The sequence below is a fragment of the Anaerococcus sp. HMSC065G05 genome (assembly GCF_001812365.1).
Taxonomy (GTDB): domain Bacteria; phylum Bacillota; class Clostridia; order Tissierellales; family Peptoniphilaceae; genus Anaerococcus; species Anaerococcus vaginalis.
On sequence record NZ_KV808710.1, the window covers coordinates 21821 to 39811 of the forward strand.

General features: G+C 29.2%; 16 protein-coding genes, 1 pseudogene, 1 riboswitch and 1 other annotated feature. Of the genes and pseudogenes, 12 read left to right on the forward strand and 5 right to left on the reverse strand.

What is annotated here, in order from left to right; all coding sequences use genetic code 11:
- The 9 genes and pseudogenes from HMPREF2852_RS05520 to thiE all read left to right on the forward strand — a co-directional run bounded on the left by HMPREF2852_RS05520 (position 1) and on the right by thiE (position 7302).
- Positions 1-1008: an isocitrate/isopropylmalate dehydrogenase family protein gene (locus tag HMPREF2852_RS05520; RefSeq protein ID WP_070606501.1), complete on the forward strand. Its 1008-nt coding sequence runs from the start codon at positions 1-3 to the stop codon at positions 1006-1008.
- Positions 1001-2341 carry a citrate synthase gene (locus tag HMPREF2852_RS05525; protein ID WP_070606505.1) on the forward strand — a complete coding sequence of 447 codons (1341 nt, stop codon included), beginning with the start codon at positions 1001-1003 and terminating at the stop codon, positions 2339-2341. Before HMPREF2852_RS05520 ends, HMPREF2852_RS05525 begins: the two co-directional genes overlap by 8 nt.
- Before the next feature lie 37 nt (positions 2342-2378).
- Positions 2379-2478: riboswitch (TPP riboswitch) on the forward strand.
- A gap of 149 nt (positions 2479-2627) precedes the next feature.
- The gene (gene thiS, locus HMPREF2852_RS05530) at positions 2628-2825 is read left to right on the forward strand and encodes a sulfur carrier protein ThiS (RefSeq protein ID WP_004812827.1); all 198 of its coding nucleotides are present in this window, start codon (positions 2628-2630) and stop codon (positions 2823-2825) included.
- A gap of 1 nt (position 2826) precedes the next feature.
- Positions 2827-3441, forward strand: coding sequence for a sulfur carrier protein ThiS adenylyltransferase ThiF (gene thiF, locus HMPREF2852_RS05535; RefSeq protein WP_070606507.1), 615 nt, complete (start codon positions 2827-2829; stop codon positions 3439-3441).
- Positions 3431-4195 carry a thiazole synthase gene (locus HMPREF2852_RS05540; RefSeq protein WP_070606510.1) on the forward strand — a complete coding sequence of 255 codons (765 nt, stop codon included), beginning with the start codon at positions 3431-3433 and terminating at the stop codon, positions 4193-4195. Before thiF ends, HMPREF2852_RS05540 begins: the two co-directional genes overlap by 11 nt.
- 1 nt (position 4196) lies before the next feature.
- A complete protein-coding gene (thiH, locus tag HMPREF2852_RS05545) occupies positions 4197-5351 on the forward strand; it encodes a 2-iminoacetate synthase ThiH (protein WP_186821926.1) in 1155 nt (384 codons plus the stop codon).
- 8 nt (positions 5352-5359) lie between these two features.
- A pseudogene (gene thiW / locus HMPREF2852_RS05550) lies at positions 5360-5898 on the forward strand (energy coupling factor transporter S component ThiW).
- The gene (gene thiM, locus HMPREF2852_RS05555; RefSeq protein WP_070606516.1) at positions 5873-6694 is read left to right on the forward strand and encodes a hydroxyethylthiazole kinase; all 822 of its coding nucleotides are present in this window, start codon (positions 5873-5875) and stop codon (positions 6692-6694) included. Before thiW ends, thiM begins: the two are co-directional and overlap by 26 nt.
- Complete coding sequence (thiE, locus tag HMPREF2852_RS05560) at positions 6691-7302, forward strand: thiamine phosphate synthase (RefSeq protein ID WP_070606519.1); 612 nt, start codon at positions 6691-6693, stop codon at positions 7300-7302. The genes thiM and thiE overlap by 4 nt, the downstream gene beginning before the upstream one ends.
- Positions 7303-7485: 183 nt before the next feature.
- Here thiE and HMPREF2852_RS05565 read toward each other — a convergent pair whose 3' ends face one another.
- The 3 genes from HMPREF2852_RS05565 to HMPREF2852_RS05575 form a co-directional block, all read right to left on the reverse strand.
- Positions 7486-8001, reverse strand: coding sequence for a hypothetical protein (locus tag HMPREF2852_RS05565; protein WP_070606530.1), 516 nt, complete (start codon positions 7999-8001; stop codon positions 7486-7488).
- A gap of 66 nt (positions 8002-8067) precedes the next feature.
- Positions 8068-8802, reverse strand: a complete 735-nt coding sequence (locus tag HMPREF2852_RS05570; protein ID WP_070606539.1) for an amino acid ABC transporter ATP-binding protein — start codon at positions 8800-8802, stop codon at positions 8068-8070.
- Positions 8795-10357, reverse strand: coding sequence for an ABC transporter substrate-binding protein/permease (locus HMPREF2852_RS05575; protein ID WP_070606542.1), 1563 nt, complete (start codon positions 10355-10357; stop codon positions 8795-8797). The genes HMPREF2852_RS05570 and HMPREF2852_RS05575 overlap by 8 nt, the downstream gene beginning before the upstream one ends.
- A gap of 75 nt (positions 10358-10432) precedes the next feature.
- Positions 10433-10700: a binding site (T-box leader), on the reverse strand.
- A 222-nt stretch (positions 10701-10922) separates the two neighbouring features.
- On the opposite strand from HMPREF2852_RS05575, the gene HMPREF2852_RS05580 reads away from it, so the two are divergent.
- Positions 10923-11711, forward strand: a complete 789-nt coding sequence (locus tag HMPREF2852_RS05580) for an Mrp/NBP35 family ATP-binding protein (RefSeq protein WP_019118510.1) — start codon at positions 10923-10925, stop codon at positions 11709-11711.
- Between the two features lie 9 nt (positions 11712-11720).
- Positions 11721-12701 (forward strand): DUF1002 domain-containing protein, encoded by a 981-nt coding sequence (locus tag HMPREF2852_RS05585; RefSeq protein WP_070606545.1) that lies wholly within the window; start codon positions 11721-11723, stop codon positions 12699-12701.
- Between the two features lie 153 nt (positions 12702-12854).
- Here HMPREF2852_RS05585 and HMPREF2852_RS05590 read toward each other — a convergent pair whose 3' ends face one another.
- Both HMPREF2852_RS05590 and HMPREF2852_RS05595 read right to left on the reverse strand, forming a co-directional pair.
- Positions 12855-14126: a Glu/Leu/Phe/Val family dehydrogenase gene (locus HMPREF2852_RS05590; RefSeq protein WP_070606548.1), complete on the reverse strand. Its 1272-nt coding sequence runs from the start codon at positions 14124-14126 to the stop codon at positions 12855-12857.
- Positions 14127-14239: 113 nt separating this feature from the next.
- Complete coding sequence (locus tag HMPREF2852_RS05595; protein ID WP_070606551.1) at positions 14240-15292, reverse strand: C40 family peptidase; 1053 nt, start codon at positions 15290-15292, stop codon at positions 14240-14242.
- Between the two features lie 206 nt (positions 15293-15498).
- On the opposite strand from HMPREF2852_RS05595, the gene HMPREF2852_RS05600 reads away from it, so the two are divergent.
- Positions 15499-17562, forward strand: coding sequence for a glutamine synthetase III domain-containing protein (locus tag HMPREF2852_RS05600; RefSeq protein ID WP_070606553.1), 2064 nt, complete (start codon positions 15499-15501; stop codon positions 17560-17562).
- Positions 17563-17991 lie beyond the last annotated feature (429 nt).

Genomic DNA, 17991 nt, shown 5'->3' on the forward strand with positions numbered 1-17991 from the left:
ATGAAAGTAACTTTGATAAAAGGAGATGGAATCGGTCCAGAAATTTGCGATTCTATGAAAAAAGTTTTAAAGGCATTGGGCTCAAAAGTTGAATTTGAAGAAGTGAATGCTGGGGCGAGCGTTTTTGAAAAGGAAAATACCTTTATTCCAGATGAAGTTTTTAAATCAATTGAAAAAAATAAAATTGCTATTAAAGGTCCTATCACAACCCCAATTGGACATGGTTTTAGGTCAATTAATGTTGAGCTTAGAAAAAAATACGATCTTTTTGCAAATATTAGGCCAATAAAATCAATCAAAAATATAAAAACAAAATATGAAAATGTCGATATGGTAATTTTCAGGGAAAATACTGAAGATTTGTATATGGGACTTGAGGAAAAAATTTCTGATGATGAATTTCATTCAATAAAGGTAATTACAAGAGAAAAATCTGAAAGAATTATAAGAGCAGCCTTTGAATATGCAAAAAAATTTAATAGGAAAAAAGTTACCATAGTTACCAAGGCAAATATAATGAAATTTACTGATGGTTTGTTTTTAAATGTTGGACGTGAAATTGCAAATTCTTTCCCAGACATAGAATTTGAAGAGCTTTTGGTAGATAATACTGCCATGCAAATGGTTTTAAATCCAAATAAATTTGACGTCATTGTTACTGAAAATTTGTACGGAGATATTTTGTCAGATTTGGGAGCAGGTCTTGTCGGTGGACTTGGCTTAATTCCTGGAGTAAATAAGGGAGAGGAGATTGCAATTTATGAATCAGTTCACGGTTCTGCTCCTGATATTGCTGGGAAAAATTTGGCAAATCCAATTGCAATTTTACTTACAGCATCTCTTATGCTTGATGACATTGGGGAAGGAAATTTGTCCGAAAAATTAAGAAAGTCTATTGAAAAAACAATGGAAGATAAGAAAAACCATACAAAAGATTTGGGCGGAGAGGCAAGTTTGGAGAAAATCACCCAAGAAATAATCAAAAATTTGGGAGGAGAAAATGAATAAAGATAAACTTGTAGACCTTTCAAAAAAAATAAAAATAGAAAATACAATAGATAAAAATCTCTACGATAAATTTTCTATAAAAAGAGGACTTAGAAATAAAAATGGGACAGGAGTTTTGGTCGGAGTAACAAAAGTTGGCGATGTTTGCGGTTATAAAATCGAAAATGGAGAAAAAATTCCAAGCCAAGGAGAGCTTTTTTATAGGGGTTATCCACTTACAAAAATGGTAGAAGATTTTAATAATACAAAAAGATTTGGCTTTGAAGAAATTATTTATCTTTTGCTTTTTAACAAATTAGCAAATAAAAAAGACCTAGAAAGTTTCAAAAAAATTCTAGTAGAAGAAAGAAATTTGCCAAATAAATTTTTTGAAGATACAATCCTAAATCTTCCAGGCAATAATATCGTAAATATAATGATGAGGTCAGTTCTTGCCCTTTATTCTTATGACGAAATGGCTGATGACACAGATACCTTAAATGTTTTGTCCCAATCTCTGTCCTTGATTTCAAAAATGCCAATAATTGCAATTTATTCCTACCAAGTTAAAATTCACAATTTTGATGGAAAATCTTTGGTAATTCACAATCAAGATGAAAACAAATCAATTGCAGAAAATATACTTTCTATGCTTAGAATCGACCAAAAATATAAAAAAGAAGAAGCAGATATTTTGGATTTATTACTAATAATTCATGCAGAACACGGAGGAGGAAATAATTCTGCCTTTGCAACTCACGTGGTTTCATCATCAGGAACTGATACCTATTCAGCCATTGCCACAGGACTTGGTTCGCTCAAAGGTCCAAGACATGGGGGAGCAAATTTAAAAGTAAGTCAAATGCTTGAAAATATTAGGGAAAATTTAAAAAATATAGAAGATGAAAAAGAAATAGAAAAATATTTGAAAAAAATTTTGGACAAAAAGGCCTTTGATAAAAAAGGTTTGATTTATGGTTTGGGACATGCGGTTTATACAATCTCAGATCCAAGGGCAGTTTTATTAAAAGAGAAGGCAAGAGAGCTTTCAAAAATAAAAAATAGACAAAAAGATTTTGAATTTATAGAAAAAATCGAAAAAATTGGTGGAAGGCTTTTGATGGAAAAATTAAAAAAACCATATCCGATTTGTGCAAATGTAGATTTATATTCAGGATTTTGCTATGAAATGCTAGATATTCCAAAAGATTTATATATACCAATTTTTGCCATAGCAAGAACAGTTGGATGGGCTGCTCACAGACTTGAACAAATCGAAGATTCAAAAATAATAAGACCAGCCTACAAATCACTAAGCCAAATAAAAAATTACATATCTTTGGAAGATAGGTAAAAAATATTTTGCAAATAAAATAAATTTGTCCTATAATAAAAATAGCTAGGGGTGCTTTTGGCTGAGAGATGAATTTTCATCAACCCTTTAAACTTGATTAGGTTAAAACCTGCGTAAGAAAGCGACGATTATAAAAAAGTTTAAAGACCCTAGTTAGGGTCTTTTTTTGATCCTAATAAAAAATTAATTTATAGTAGTTAGTCAAATAATCTATGTGCAAAACACAAATGGGGCATACCACCTCGGGTATGGTTTCTATTTGTGTTCTTTTTTTTAGGAGGTGAATATGGTCTTAATAAATGGCAAGGAAGTAAAAATAAAAAATGAAATTTCTTTGTATGAATTTTTAAAAGAAAATAAATTCGATCCTCACTTTGTGGCTGTTGAAGTCAACCAAGAACTTGTAAAAAGAGAAAATTTTAAAAATTTTCTTGTAAAAGATGGCTACAAGGTTGAAGTTTTTTCCTTTGTTGGAGGGGGTTGATTTGGAATTAAGAGATAAAATTTTAAAAAGACAAAATAAAAATGACAATGAAATATTTGAAAAAGCAAAAGTTTCGATTTTAGGTTGTGGGGGACTTGGTTCAAATGTTGCAATGATTTTGGCAAGGGCAGGTATTGGAGAAATTTTCTTGTATGATTTTGATAAGGTTGAATATTCAAATTTAAACAGGCAAAATTATAAAATTTCTGATATTGGCAAAGAAAAGGTCCTTGCAACAAAAAAAATAATCGCAGAAACAATCCCCTTTACAAAAATTCATGCAAAAAATATGTTTTTGGATGAAAAAAATATGGATGAAATTATTGAAAAAACTGATTATTTTATTGAAGCTTTTGACAAGAAAGAGTCCAAGGTCATGGCATTTGATTATTTTTCAAAAAAGGAAAATAAATTTCTTTTTACTGCATCGGGCATGGCAGGACTTGGAGATTTTTCAGATATTAAGGTAAAAAAAATAAATAACATCACTATGGTTGGTGATTTTAAATCAGACGCAAAAAAAGATGGGCTTTATCTTGCCTATGTATCACTTATGGCAAGTCTTGAGGCTTTGGAATGTTTGAAAAAAATAAGAAAGGATTATTATGGAAGATAAATTTATACTAGGTGGCAAGGAATTTAATTCAAGATTTATTCTTGGTAGCGGGAAATATTCTGTGGAACTAATTGATGCTGCTGTAAAAAATGCAGAATGTGAAATGATTACAGTCGCTCTAAGGCGAGCTAATACAAAAGATGTGGCAAATATTTTAAATTATATACCAAAACACGTTACAATTATTCCAAATACTTCTGGAGCAAGAAATGCTGATGAGGCAATTAGAATTGCAAGACTTGCAAGGGAAATGGGTTGTGGAAATTTTGTAAAAATTGAAATTATGAGAGATACAAAATATCTTTTGCCAGATAACGAAGAGACTTTGAAAGCTACAAAAGTTTTGGCTGATGAAGGATTTGTTGTTTTACCTTATATGTATCCAGACTTAAATTATGCAAGAGATTTAAAAGATGCAGGAGCCGCTGCAATAATGCCACTTGCTGCTCCAATTGGATCAAATAAAGGCCTTGTTACAAAAGAATTTATAAAAATAATTATTGATGAAGTTGACCTTCCAGTTATAGTTGATGCAGGAATTGGTCTTCCAAGTCAAGCCGCAGAGGCAATGGAAATGGGAGCGGCTGCAATTATGGCAAATACAGGAATTGCTAGCGCATCTGATATTACAATGATGGCAAGAGCTTTTAAACTTGGAATAGAAGCTGGGCGTCTTGCTTATCTTTCAAAACCAGGCAGAGTTTTAGAATCTGGAGCTGATCCATCATCTCCACTAAGAGATTTTTTTGATTAAAATGAATATAAAAAAAGTTACAGATTATTTTCCAGAAATGGATATAATCGATTCTCATATAAAAACCGAAGTTTTAGATCATTACGAAAAAATAAAAAATAAAAATGTAAGTGATTCTGATATTCTAAGAAGTTTAGAAAAAGAAAGACTTGATGAAGAAGATTTTTACAATCTTTTATCCGACAAAGCTTTAAATCATTTGGAAAAAATGGGAGAGCTTGCAAAAGATAAGAGGGTTAGATATTTTGGAAATAATGTTTGTCTTTTTTCTCCGATTTATATAGCAAATTATTGTGAAAATTCTTGTAGGTATTGTGGATTTAGGGCAAAATCTGATATAAAAAGGGCAAAATTAAATTTTGAAGAAATTGAAGAAGAAATGAAGGCTCTTTCAGATACTGGAATCGAAGATGTTTTGATTTTAACAGGAGAAAGTCAAAAATTTTCATCAGTTGACTATATAGCAAAAGCTTGTGAAATTGCCAAAAAATATTTCAAAACAATAGGAATTGAAGTTTATCCTGCAAATGTAGATGATTATAAAAAATTAAAAAAGGCAGGAGCAGATTTTGTTACAGTTTTCCAAGAATCTTACAATCCAAAAACTTATGATTTTTACCATCCTTACGGCCACAAAAGATCTTGGGTTTATAGGATTGATACTCAAGAAAGAGCAATGATGGCAGGATTTAGAGGAGTAGGATTTGGAACTTTATTTGGACTAAATGATCCAATTGAAGAAGCATTTAAATTAGGTCTTCACGCTCAAAAAATTCAAAAAAAATATCCTCACGCAGAAATTGCAATTTCTCTTCCAAGAATTAGACCAACTCACGGAGCAGATGAGCTTAAATTTTTTGAAGTAAATGATAAGAAATTTTTCCAAATTATGCTTGCCCTTAGAATATTTTTACCATTTGCATCAATAACTCTTTCAACAAGAGAAGATCGTGATTTTAGGAATTTGGCAGTAAAATATGCAGCAACGAAAATTTCTGCATCAGTTGATACGTCAATTGGTCATAGATCAAAAAATTCTCAAGATACGGGAGATGAGCAATTTGAAATTGCTGACAATAGGTCTTGTGACGATGCAATTAAAGATTTAAAAGCAATTGGCATGACTCCAGTTTTTACTGATTATATAAATGTTTAGGAGAGATTATGAAAAAAAATAATTCTTTGCTTATTATGCTAACTCTTTGTATGTTTGTGACAATTGGTCTTGTTATTTCTCCAATTTTAAGATTTGAAGGTTTCGCTCCAACGGCTCATTTTGTAAATATTGTTTGCTCAGTTTTTTTAGGTCCTTGGTATTCGCTTTTAAATGGATTAATAACTGCATTTTTGAGAATGAGTTTTCTAGGAATTCCTCCTCTTGCCATAACTGGACAAATTTTTGGAGCTATGCTTTCTGGAATTTTTTATAGAAAATCGAAAGGAAATTTATTTGCAGCTGTAGTTGGGGAAATAATTGGAACAGGAATAATTGGAGCTATTGTTTCTTATCCAGTTATGAAATTATTTTATGGAACAGGCGATATAACTTGGTATTTTTATCTGCCTTCTTTTACAATTGCAACAATTATTGGAGGAAGTGTAGCTTACATTTTCTTAAAAACTTTGCAAAAATCTAAAGTTTTATATTCCATACAAAAAAGCTTGGAGTAAATGTATATGAAAAATCTAAAAAAAATTCTTGAAAATAGAAAACTTGTTAGGGAAAAAATTCCATTGATTCACGCAATTACAAATCCAATTGCCATAAATATGGTGGCAAATGCGATTTTATTTCAAGGAGCCAAGGCGATTTGTGCCGAATGCGAAGATGAAATGGAAGAAATTGTAAAAATTTCTGATTCTCTTTCTATAAATCTTGGAAATATTACAAAGTCAAGATTAAAAGCAATGGAAATAGCAACAAAATTTGCAAATGAGAAAAGTATTCCCGTAATAATGGATGTGGTTGGAGTTGGTGCAAGTAAAATTAGGCTTGATTTTGCAAAAAAATTACTAGAAAAATATAAATTTTCGATCATCAAGGGAAATTCATCGGAAATTCTTTCACTTTGTGGAGAAAAATCTCATGCAAAAGGCATAGATGCAGGAGATGAGGATAAGATTTCTTGTGAAAATATAAAATATTTTACAGAAATTTCTCAAAAGCTTTCAAAAAAATACAAAACAACAGTTTTGATTACAGGAAAAACTGATATTTTATTAAAAGATGATAAGTATTTTTTGTTTGAAAATGGTTGTGAAAATCTTTCAAAAATTACAGCCACAGGTTGTATGTTGACAGGCTTAATTTCTACATTTTTATCAGTTTCAAATCCAATCGATGCGTCAATTTTAGCTCTTCTTATTTTGGAAATATCTGGAGAAATTTCTCATACAAAAAAGCCCTATAGTTTTTTTGTAAATTTGATGGATAATATATCAGAAATTAGCGATGAAGAAATTATAAAAAGAGCAAAAATAAGGGAGGGAAATTTGTGAAAAAATTATATTTGGTAACAAATTCAGATAAATATAATGAAGAAGAATTTTTAGAAAGAATTGAAGATGCCATAAAAGGTGGAGTTGATATACTTCAATTAAGAGAAAAAGAAAAAACAGACCTTGAGATTTTAAATTTAGGGAAAAAAGTAAAAAAAATTTGTGACAAATACGACATTCCTTTGTTAATTGATGATAAGGTTCATCTTGCTTGGGCTCTTGGCTGTGGCGTTCATGTTGGAAAAGATGATATGCCAATTGCACTTTGTAGAAAACTTTTGGGAGAAAAAGCAATAATAGGAGCAACTGCAAAATCAGTAGAAGCATCCAAAAAAGCACAAAATGATGGGGCAAATTATTTGGGAGTTGGGGCAATCTTTGAAACCAAAACTCACGTAAAAACCAAAAGAACATCAATAGAAACTTTGAAAAAAATAAAAGAAGAAGTGGACATAGACATTTATGCTATCGGTGGTTTAAATATTGAAAATGTAGAAATATTAAAAAATACAAAAGTTGATGGAATTTGCGTGGTAAGAGCAATAATGGATGCAAAAGACGTCTACCAAACAAGCCTTGAATTAAAAGAAAAAATTCAAGAGTTATAAAGTAAAAGTAATTTTAATTATAAAAAAATTTATAATTAAAAAATCCGTCAATACCCATTTAACCTTGCAGAGAGATCTCAAAGAAAGAGTAAAATTTAAAAATAAGTTTAACCTAAGAGATCTCTCTCTATTAAAAATATATAAGTTTTAATTTTAACCTTTAGACTTTTAAAATATAAAATCTTACTTTTTATTTACAAAATCAAGCAAAATATTATCTATTGATTCTATTTCTATATATTTTATTTCCTTAATGTCAATTTCAAATTCATCGTAAATTTGTCCGGAATTTATATCTACTGCGTCAATTATTGCAAAATCGTCTTCTATATTTTTCACATAGCCACAAATTTGATCGAAATAATCTAAGGATTTTCCTAAATTTATTATTTTTTTATTTTCCTTGGCGTATTTTACTATATCAAAAAAATCTGTCATATTTTTAAAAATTTCATCTATATTTTCGCCAGTTTTTTCTTCTTTAGTTGACTTCCAATATTCATTATAAATTTTTAATTTTTTTAAAAAATCAGATTTTTCATTTATTTTTACCAAGTTTTTTGAAATCAAAGTGTAGCCGTCAAATCTTCCTTGATCGTCTAGGTTTTTTATTAAATAATTTTTTTCATTTTCATCTAGCAAAAATCCGTATGCAAATGATGAACCATTATTTAAAATTTCTATTAATTTATTTTCCATAATTACCTCTTTTCATTTCCATTATACTAAAAATACGCAAAATAAAAAGCAGGAAAAATCCTGCTTTTATCCCATATATCTTTTTAAGAAATCTTTTGTTCTTTGATTTTTTGGATTTGTGAAAATTTCTTCTGGAGATCCTTCTTCTAAAATTATTCCTTCATTCATAAACAAAACTCTTGTAGAAACTTCTCTTGCAAAATCCATTTCGTGGGTTACTACTATCATTGTGATTCCTTTTTTGGCAAGTTTTGTCATAACTTCTAAAACTTCTCCAACCATTTCTGGGTCAAGGGCGCTTGTTGGTTCATCGAAAAGTAAAACTTCTGGATCCATGCAAAGGGCTCTTGCTATGGCAACTCTTTGTTTTTGCCCACCAGAAATTTGTGATGGCTTTGCGTTTATATATTGGTCCATGCCTACTAATTGTAGGAATTTTTTTGCTTTTTCTTCTGCATCCTTTTTTGAAATTTTTAAAACTTTTTCTTGGCTTAGGGTACAGTTTTGTAGGACAGTTTTATTTTCAAACAAATTAAAATTTTGAAAAACCATGCCGACTTTTGTTCTGTAGGCTCTTAGGTCAAATTTTTTGTCTAAAATATTTTCATTTTTGTACAAAATTTCTCCGCTTGTTGGTTCTTCTAATAGATTTAAACATCTTAAAAGTGTAGATTTTCCTGAGCCTGATGAGCCGATTATTGTAACTACTTCTCCTTTTTGAACCTCCATATTTATATCTTTTAAAACTAAATTTTGTCCGAATTTTTTTTCTAGATTATTTACTTTTATTATATTAGGCATGAATTCCTCCTGTTACAGATCCAAGTACAAATTCTTTGTTGGTAAATTTCTTTTCAATTAACAAGATAATTCTTGTTGTTATGAAAGTTAAAATGAAATATATTATTGCAGTTATCAAATATGTTTGGAATATTTGGTAGGTTGAACCTGCTATTGATTTTGATACAAAGAATAATTCTGTTACGCTTATTACGTTTAATACTGATGTATCTTTTATATTTACGACAAATTCGTTTGCAATTGCTGGCAAAATTGATTTTATTGTTTGTGGAATTACAACATTAAGCATTGTTTGTGAATGTGTCATTCCAAGTGCCTTACAAGCTTCGAATTGTCCTTCGTCAACTGAATTTATTCCGCCTCTTACAACTTCTGATAAGTAAGCTCCAGTGTTAATTGAAACTATTATAAAGGCTGCAAGCATGGTTGACATATCGATTGATAAAAATTGTTTTGCCCCATAAAAAATTAGGATTGCTTGAACCATCATTGGAGTTCCCCTAAATACTTCTATGTAGCAAACCAAGATAAAGTTTACAATTTTTTGTAAAATATAGGCGAAAATATTTTTATTTTTATCTACTTTTATTTTTCTAATAACTGCAACTATAAGTCCAATTACAAATCCTATCAAGGTTGAAATAATTGAAATGAAAAGTGTTGAGAAAATTCCGTTTATAAATAGGGAAGAATATTCGCTCCAAATAGCTTTCATTTGTCCAAAAAATGAAAGTTGTTCGCCATCATCTTCTGATAATTTTACCATTTCATTCATTATTTTATCTTGATCTTTGACATTCATTTGAGATAAAATGTCGTTTATTTGATCTTTCATTGGGGAATTTTTTCTAAGACCTACGGCAATTGATGTATCGTCTGTTTCAGTTTTAAATCCCTTGCCTTTTTCAAATTCTACATAAGTTAAATCTTCGTTCGCAGAAACGGCTGACATTGCTCCAGGTTTTTCTGAAACATATCCATCAATATTTCCAGCTTTTGTTGCAGAAATCATTGATGGGAAAGATTCCATTGCAGCTTGCTTATTAACTCCATCAATTTGATCAAGTACTGTGTAATGGAAAGTATTTAATTGTCCAGTAATTTTTGCATCTTTAAAATCAGCTATGGATTTTGCCTTTGCAAAAGAAGAATCTTTTTTCAAAACTATAACCAAATCAGAAATATAATATGAATTTGTAAAGTCAATTTCTTTTCTTCTTTCAGCAGTAGGGCTCATACCAGCAATAATTGCATCAATTTTTCCACTTGTAAGAGCAGGTGGAAGACCATCCCATTCGATTTTATAAATTTCTAATTTTTTTCCAAGTTCATCAGCAATTTTTTTTGCGATTTGAACGTCATATCCATTTGCAAATTCTCCCTTAGAATTTTTAATTTCAACAGCTCCATTAGCATCATTAACTTGTGAGAAGTTAAAAGGAGCATAATTAACTTCCATTCCAACCTTAAATGTGTCCTCATCGGCGTGTGAAATTCCCATTGTAAAAACAAAAGTCAAAACAAAAGCCATAAGAAACTTTAATACCTTTTTCATTATTTCCTCCAAATTTTTTTCTTTTTTTAGTCGTAACTTTTTTATGGATTAAATATAAAAAAAACGATCCGCATCCCAAGGGACGAAGACCGTGTTACCACCCAAATTTAATATTTTTTCACAAAAATATCCTTATTAAGTACAAAATATACTTTCAAAGGATCCAATAAGAAAGTACAAAATTATACCCCTTTGCTATAACGTGCAAAATACGATACCGAATCAAAATATCCTCGATACAACTCTAAGTCTTTATTCACTAAGATTATAAGATCTTTTTTCAGCCTACAAAGATTCTCTGTGCATATAATTTATTAGCTACTCTTCTTTTCAAAGTTTTTATATTTAATCTTAGACTAATGATACATCCTCAAATTACATTTGTCAAATAAATATTTATATTTTTATTTGGAAATTTATAATTTTTTTGAATTTAGCTTTAAAAACTTTTTTATTACAAAATTATAAGATATTATTAGCTTGAAAAAATCGGGATAAATTATAAATAGAAAAATATAAAAAATACCATATAATATATTTGAAAAAATCTTAAAAGGAGATAGAAATGACACAAAAGAAAATGAATTTCGACAAATTTATAATAAAACCCAAAGAAGGATCAAATATAAAAAAAACAATCGCAATAATGTCAGGCAAGGGAGGTGTTGGCAAATCTTCTGTAACAAGTATGCTTGCAGCAAAACTTTCTAAAGATGGAAATAAAGTTGCAATTTTGGATGCAGATATAACAGGCCCATCAATCCCACAAGCTTTTGGCATAAAAGAAAGTGTAAGAAGTCTTGAAGATGGAACTTTAATTGCACCAGAAAGCAAGAGCGGAATAAAAATTATGTCAATAAATTTAGTTTTACAAGACAAATCCGCTCCAGTTGTTTGGAGATCATCAATTGTAAATAATGTTTTAAAACAATTTTACACAGACGTTGATTGGGGCGAAATTGATTATCTATTAATTGATATGCCACCAGGAACAAGTGATATTCCTCTAACAGTTTTCCAATCCCTAAATATTGATGGGGCGATTGCAGTTACAACTCCTCAAGATTTGGTAGGAATGGTTGTAGAAAAATCATTAAATATGGCAAAAATGATGGGCAAAGAAATTCTTGGAATAGTTGAAAATATGTCTTATTTTAAGGCGAAAGATACAGGAAATATTTACAAAATATTTGGAGAAGGAAAAACCGACGAAATTGCTGAAAAATTTAAAATTGATACAGTAGCAAAACTTGCAATAAATCCAGAAATTACAAGTTTGATTGACCAAGGAAAAATTGAAGAAGTTGAAGAAAGTGACCTTGATAAATTAGTAGAAAAAATCGAAAAATTATAAGGAGATATTATGAAAAAAATATTTAAAAACAAAATGTTAAAGGCATTTGCCTTGGGATTAATTTTAATTATCCCACAAGTTGCAAAAGCAAGTGGAGAATTCGATTCACAAAAAGAAGCTTATATGTATGGAGCTGGCTTAAATCAAAATCAAATTCAAGAAGTAAAAAATAAATTGGGACTATCTGATGATATAAATAAATCAAGTGTAAATGGTGCTGATTGCCAAAAATATTTAGGCTACAAAGCAGAAGATTATAATATGATTTCATCAGTTTCAGTAAAAAAACTTCCAAAGGGAAGCGGAATTAAGGTAGAAATTTTAACACCAGAAAATATTACATCAATTACTCAAAGCCAATACACAAACGCTGCAATAACATCAGGAATTACCGATGCAGAAATTAAAGTTGCAAGTCCAACAAAAGTTACAGGAGAATCTGCCCTTGTTGGAGTGTATAAGGCAATAGAGATGTATGGAGAAAAAGTTAATACACAAAGCACTCAAACTGCTCAAGAAGAGCTTGGAACATTAAAGAAAATAAGCGAAGAAAATGAAAATAATGAATCTTTCGACAAAGATAAATTGGACCAAGCAGTTGCAGAAGTAAAACAAAATTTAAAAGATTACAAAGATAAAAATGGACAAACCGCCGATAGCGGGCAAATTCAAATTTTTATAAAAGATGCTTTGAACAATGTAAATATGGGAGATATTTTATCAAATAACAATATACAAATTTTAGTAAATTATTTTGAAAAATATCAAGAAAGCCCAGCAATTGATAGCAAGGCAGTAGAAGAAAATCTTAAAAAATTTGCAGGAACTTTGACAGAAAAAGGAAAAAAATTCTACGAAGACAACAAAGAAGACATTGACAAAGTAGGAAATGATATAAAAGAGTCAGGTCTTTGGGATAAAATAGTACAATTTTTCAAAGACTTATTTGCATCTTTTACAAATTCAAATGACGATAGTTCAAATAATTAAAAATTAAAAAAAATATCTTAAAATTAAAAGGAGGAGAAATCTATTACGATTTCTCCTCCATTTTTGTACAAAAAATTGTAATTTACAAACTAAGCATTTGCATACAATTTTATTTTTATTTTTTCAAATTATTGGCTAATAAATGTAGATTTTTTAATACCAACCACGAAGCTCCATTGCTTCTGCAATTCTTTTGATTGCAAACATATAAGATGCTTCTCTTATATTTGTATCAAATTCTTCTTTAATTTCAAAAATTCCTTCAAGAGCTTTTAGCATATCTTTTTCTTGTTTTTCTTGAACTTCTTCTTTTGACCAATAATTTCCATATTGATTTTGAATCCATTCATAATATGAAACCAGAACTCCACCAGAATTTGCTAGGACATCTGGAATTACTTCTATATTTTTTTCTTTTAAAATAATATCAGCTTCTGGAGTTGTTGGGCCATTTGCACCTTCTGCAATTAATTTTACATCTAAATTTTTGGCGATTTTTTCTGTAATTATATTTTCTAAAGCTGCAGGAATTAAAATATCAAATTTTGTTTGCCAAAATTCTTCATCAGATATTTTTTTTGCCTTAGGATAGCCTACAAGAGTTTTATTTTCATCTCTATATTTTTGCAAAGATTCATAATCAAATCCATCCTCAGAATATAGGGCTGATCTTCCGCACTCTTCATTTTCATCTCTTATAGAAAGATATTTAACTTTAGCACCTTCTTCTAGCAAATATTTTAAAGTAAAACTTCCAACATTTCCAAAACCTTGAAGACCAATTTCTGCATTTTTCAAATCAAGTCCAATTTTTTTGGCTGCATATTTTGTTGTAATAACAACTCCATATCCTGTAGCTTCACTTCTACCCAAACTTCCACCAAGAATTAAAGGCTTGCCTGTAAAAGTTCCAAAATCTTCTTTATCGCCATTTAATTTTGTATATTCGTCAATAAAATATGACATAATTTTTCCATTTGTATTTACGTCAGGAGCTGGTATGTCTATTCTTTCTCCCAAATATTTGTACAAGCCTCTAACATATCCACGAGAAAGACTTTCAAGTTCTCTATCAGATAATTTTTTTGGATCAACACATATTCCGCCCTTACCACCGCCGTAAGGAATTGCCAAAAGTCCTGCCTTTAAAGTCATCCAAGTTGAAAGAGCTTTTACTTCTTCTACATTTACACTTTGATGAAATCTTACTCCACCTTTTGAAGGACCTAGGGCATGGTTGTGAGCTGATCTATATCCTTTAAAAACTTTTAGAGAACCATCATCCATTTTTACTGGAATAGAAATTTCTATAAATCTTTGAGGTTCTTTTAAAATTTCATAAACTGCTGGATTTAAATTTAATTTTTCACATGCTTTTTTTATTTGTAATTGCGCAGATTCTAACGGATTTAATGTATCTGTCATTTTTAACTCCTTTATATTTACTAATTAATTTCTATAAAATTTAATCTTTTAAATAATTATAACATTATTTTTTTTTGCTTACAATAAAAAAAATACGCCACAAAGGACGTATTTTAATCTTCAATTAATCTTTTTATAATTGTTGGATTTCCAATTCCTGATGTTATAATTCCACTTCTAGGATTTGCTGCATGAACAATTCCTCCTTGACCATCGGCAATTGCAACGTGGGTAATATTTGAAAGGCTTGTTCCATAAAATACCAAATCTCCTGCTTTTTCTTCTCCAAGTTTTATAGTTTTTCCATAATCAGCTTGGCTTTGAGCAAAGTGAGGAAGACTAATTCCAAATTCTTTATAAACTTGTTGGGTAAATCCAGAACAATCAACTCCATTTGTAAGACTTGTGCCAGCCCAAACGTAAGGATTTCCAATAAATTTTGTTGCAAAATTATAGGCTTGTGATCCAATATCATCTCCTGAAACTGTGTAATAAATATATTCAACTTCTTCAGTTTTTTCTTCTGGCTCATCTACCACATAATTTCTAACAATTTCATTTTCTTTTGCCTTATCTTTTTCATCGATTGGATACAAACTCAAATTATTCCTATCAAGATAATCCATATATCTTTTTACAGAATCATATATTTTTTTGTATTTATCTTTTATTTTATTTAAATCTTTTTCATCTTTTTTTGATAAATCAAAATTATCAATTTTTGCAAAACCAATTTTGTCGCCTTTTTTGACCTTTACAAAATTTTTGTTAGAATCAAAATCTATTAAATCAATTTTTTCTTTCTTTTTAAAATTTGAAATTTCTTTTGATTTCTCGTCAGCTTTTTCATAAATTTTGCCATTTTTAATTGCTTTCATATCATCTAAAATATGAAACCAAATTTTTGCTACATATCCATCTTTTCCTTCAAAATTAATTTTTAACCAATTACCATTTTCTTCTTTTATTTCATAAAAATCAGGATAATCTATTCCTCCTAATATTTTAGAATCATCTGCAAAAGATTGTTTTTCTCTAACATTTACACCTTCTGCAAGATCATAATTTATTAAAATAGATTTCGCCTTAGAAGTATTTGTTGGTGCAAATAATTGAAAAGAAATAAGAGTGGATAATAATAAAATTATTTTTTTGTTTTTTCTCATTTTCCCATCCTCGAATTATTATAATTTCAACTACTATTAATTTATCATTATATTGATATAGTGTCAATTAATTAAATTTAATTTGCAAAATATTTATAAAGCAAAAAAATATTTGCTTCAAAAAATTATGGATTAAAAATTTAATATGTATTTTTTTATGATATAATTATTTAAACAAATTTTAAAATATCAAGAAAGGTAAAAATATGGATTTAAAAGAATTTGGAAATTTGGCTTTTGATAAAAAAACTATGAAAGAAAATGTCCCTTATCCTGTTTATTTAAAATGGAAAGAGGCTGCAAGAAATAATACAACTCTTGATAAAGAAACTGCTGATTCCATTGCTCATGCTATGAAAATTTGGGCGATTTCAAAAGGGGCAACTTCATATACTCATTGGTTTCAACCTTTAAATGGAAAAACTGCAAATAAAAAAACGGCGTTTTTAAATAGAGATGATAAACACAATCCAATAAATAGATTTTCTGGAAATGAATTAATAAAAGGAGAGCCAGACGCCTCATCATTTCCATCAGGTGGAATGAGATCGACTTTTGAGGCTCGTGGTTATACATATTGGGATTTGACTGCAAATTCTTTTATTGAAGATAAAGTTTTATATATTCCATCAGTTTTTGTTTCCTTTTATGGGGAAAAACTTGATAAAAAATTGCCTTTAATTGAATCAATGAATATCTTGAGCAAGTATGCAAGTCCAATTTGCAATATGTTTTTGAAAGATGAAAAAACTTATAGGGTGAAGGCGAAAGTTGGACTTGAGCAAGAATTTTATTTAATTGATAAAGAATTTTATGATAAAAGAATAGATTTAGAATATTGTGGAATGAGTCTTGTTGGACGTGATTCTATGGTTGAAAAGGAAATAATTTCCCATTATCTTGGTGCAATTCCTCAAAGAGTAAATGATTTTTTTGAAGATGTGAACGAACAGTTATATAATTTGGGAATTTATATGGAGGCTGAGCATAATGAAGTTGGGCCAAACCAATTTGAAATTGCAATAATGTATGAAAATTGTAATATTTCCGTAGACAACAACCAATTGTTGATGCATATTTTAGAAAAAACTGCCATCAAACACAATCTTTATTGCCTATTAAAAGAAAAACCTTTCAAAAATATGGCAGGAAGTGGAAAACACAATAATTATTCCCTTACAACAAATTACGGAAAAAATTGTTTTTCTCCAGGGGATGATCCAAAAAATAATTATTTATTTTTATTATTTTTATCAGCAATGATTAAAGTTTGCAATAAATACCAAAATTTAATAAGACTTTCTTCATCATCAGTTTCAAATGATTATAGGCTTGGAGGAAATGAGGCACCACCTTCAATAATTTCTGTTTTTATCGGCGAAGATTTAGAAAATATTTTAAAATCAATAGCAAAAGACCAAGAGATAAAAGGAATAAATAATAAAGTTAAAATTCCACATCTTGGAGAAATCCAAACAGATTCATCAGACAGAAATAGAACATCTCCAGTTGCCTTTACAGGAAATAAATTTGAATTTAGGATGTTAGGCTCTTCAAAATCAGCCGCAGATTTAAACACAGTAATTAATCTTGCTATGGCAGAAGTTTTAAAAGATATAGGCAAAAGACTTGAAGGAAAAAATGAAAAAGATTTAAAAGAAGAAGTCTATGAAATAGTCAAAGAAATCTACAAGGAAAATTCAAAAATTTTATTCCAAGGAGACGGATACTCAAAAGAATGGATAAAAGAAGCAGAAAAAAGAGGACTTATTAACCATAAAAGCTTCTTAGACGCCTTAGTCTATGCAAAGAAAAATTCATCATACGAAATATTTAAAGAAGAAAAAATATTTAGCCAAAAAGAAATAGATTCAATAATAAACGTAGAATTTGAAGAAATAATAAAATTTTGCCAACAAGAGCTTGAAATTTTATCAAATTTAATCTATCAAGAAATCCTTCCTTCAGCAATGAAAGAAATAAAAGAAATAAAATCCTATCTTGCCTTTTTAGAAAATGAAAAATTAGAAGCAAAGGCAAAAAGAATAAATGAAAATGTAAAAATTTTATTAGAATTTGGAGATGAAATAAAAGAAATTCTAAAAGATTTTGAAAAAATAAAAGAAATAGAAGAAAAAGCAATCTACATTCAAGAAAAAACCAGAAAAATCACAGAAGAAATAAGACAAGTAGCAGATAATTTAGAAAAAGAAATTTCCAGAGAAAATTATTCAATGCCTAGATATGTGGATATGCTTAAATCTTTATAAAATTTTTTAAAATTAGAAGCTTGAAAAAGCTTCTTTTTTGTTTGTAAATTTAAATTACTTATCTAATTATTTTATTAAAATAATTCTTCGTTATGTTAGGGCGGAGGAAATGGGGAGTTTCGATTCTTCCCCTTTTTACACGCTAACTTAATTTTTAAAATTTAACAAAATCTTAAATTAAAAATTAATTTTAAATTACAAAGTAAATTATTTAATTAAATTAAAACTTCGTAGACTTAGGGCGGAAGGAACAGGGGACTTCCGATTGTCCCCTTTTTCCTTCCCCCTAAGAACCCCCATCTTTATAACCCCTTAACCGGCCCTTGCAGGGAGCAAAATCAGAAAGAAACTTGAGTTTCTTTCGTTTTTAAGTTTATTATCCAAATTTAATAAATATATAAGCCCAAAATAAATAAATTCTAAGTTCAT

Excerpts from the sequence above, each read along its gene's own strand:
- HMPREF2852_RS05585 (WP_070606545.1), top strand. The coding sequence starts at position 11,721 with ATGAAAAAAATATTTAAAAACAAAATGTTAAAGGCATTTGCCTTGGGA.
- HMPREF2852_RS05575 (WP_070606542.1), bottom strand. The coding sequence starts at position 10,357 with ATGAAAAAGGTATTAAAGTTTCTTATGGCTTTTGTTTTGACTTTTGTT.
- thiM (WP_070606516.1), top strand. The coding sequence starts at position 5,873 with ATGAAAAATCTAAAAAAAATTCTTGAAAATAGAAAACTTGTTAGGGAA.
- HMPREF2852_RS05590 (WP_070606548.1), bottom strand. The coding sequence starts at position 14,126 with ATGACAGATACATTAAATCCGTTAGAATCTGCGCAATTACAAATAAAA.
- HMPREF2852_RS05540 (WP_070606510.1), top strand. The coding sequence starts at position 3,431 with ATGGAAGATAAATTTATACTAGGTGGCAAGGAATTTAATTCAAGATTT.
- HMPREF2852_RS05520 (WP_070606501.1), top strand. The coding sequence starts at position 1 with ATGAAAGTAACTTTGATAAAAGGAGATGGAATCGGTCCAGAAATTTGC.
- HMPREF2852_RS05565 (WP_070606530.1), bottom strand. The coding sequence starts at position 8,001 with ATGGAAAATAAATTAATAGAAATTTTAAATAATGGTTCATCATTTGCA.
- HMPREF2852_RS05580 (WP_019118510.1), top strand. The coding sequence starts at position 10,923 with ATGACACAAAAGAAAATGAATTTCGACAAATTTATAATAAAACCCAAA.
- thiH (WP_186821926.1), top strand. The coding sequence starts at position 4,197 with ATGAATATAAAAAAAGTTACAGATTATTTTCCAGAAATGGATATAATC.
- HMPREF2852_RS05600 (WP_070606553.1), top strand. The coding sequence starts at position 15,499 with ATGGATTTAAAAGAATTTGGAAATTTGGCTTTTGATAAAAAAACTATG.
- HMPREF2852_RS05595 (WP_070606551.1), bottom strand. The coding sequence starts at position 15,292 with ATGAGAAAAAACAAAAAAATAATTTTATTATTATCCACTCTTATTTCT.
- HMPREF2852_RS05570 (WP_070606539.1), bottom strand. The coding sequence starts at position 8,802 with ATGCCTAATATAATAAAAGTAAATAATCTAGAAAAAAAATTCGGACAA.
- thiS (WP_004812827.1), top strand. The coding sequence starts at position 2,628 with ATGGTCTTAATAAATGGCAAGGAAGTAAAAATAAAAAATGAAATTTCT.
- HMPREF2852_RS05525 (WP_070606505.1), top strand. The coding sequence starts at position 1,001 with ATGAATAAAGATAAACTTGTAGACCTTTCAAAAAAAATAAAAATAGAA.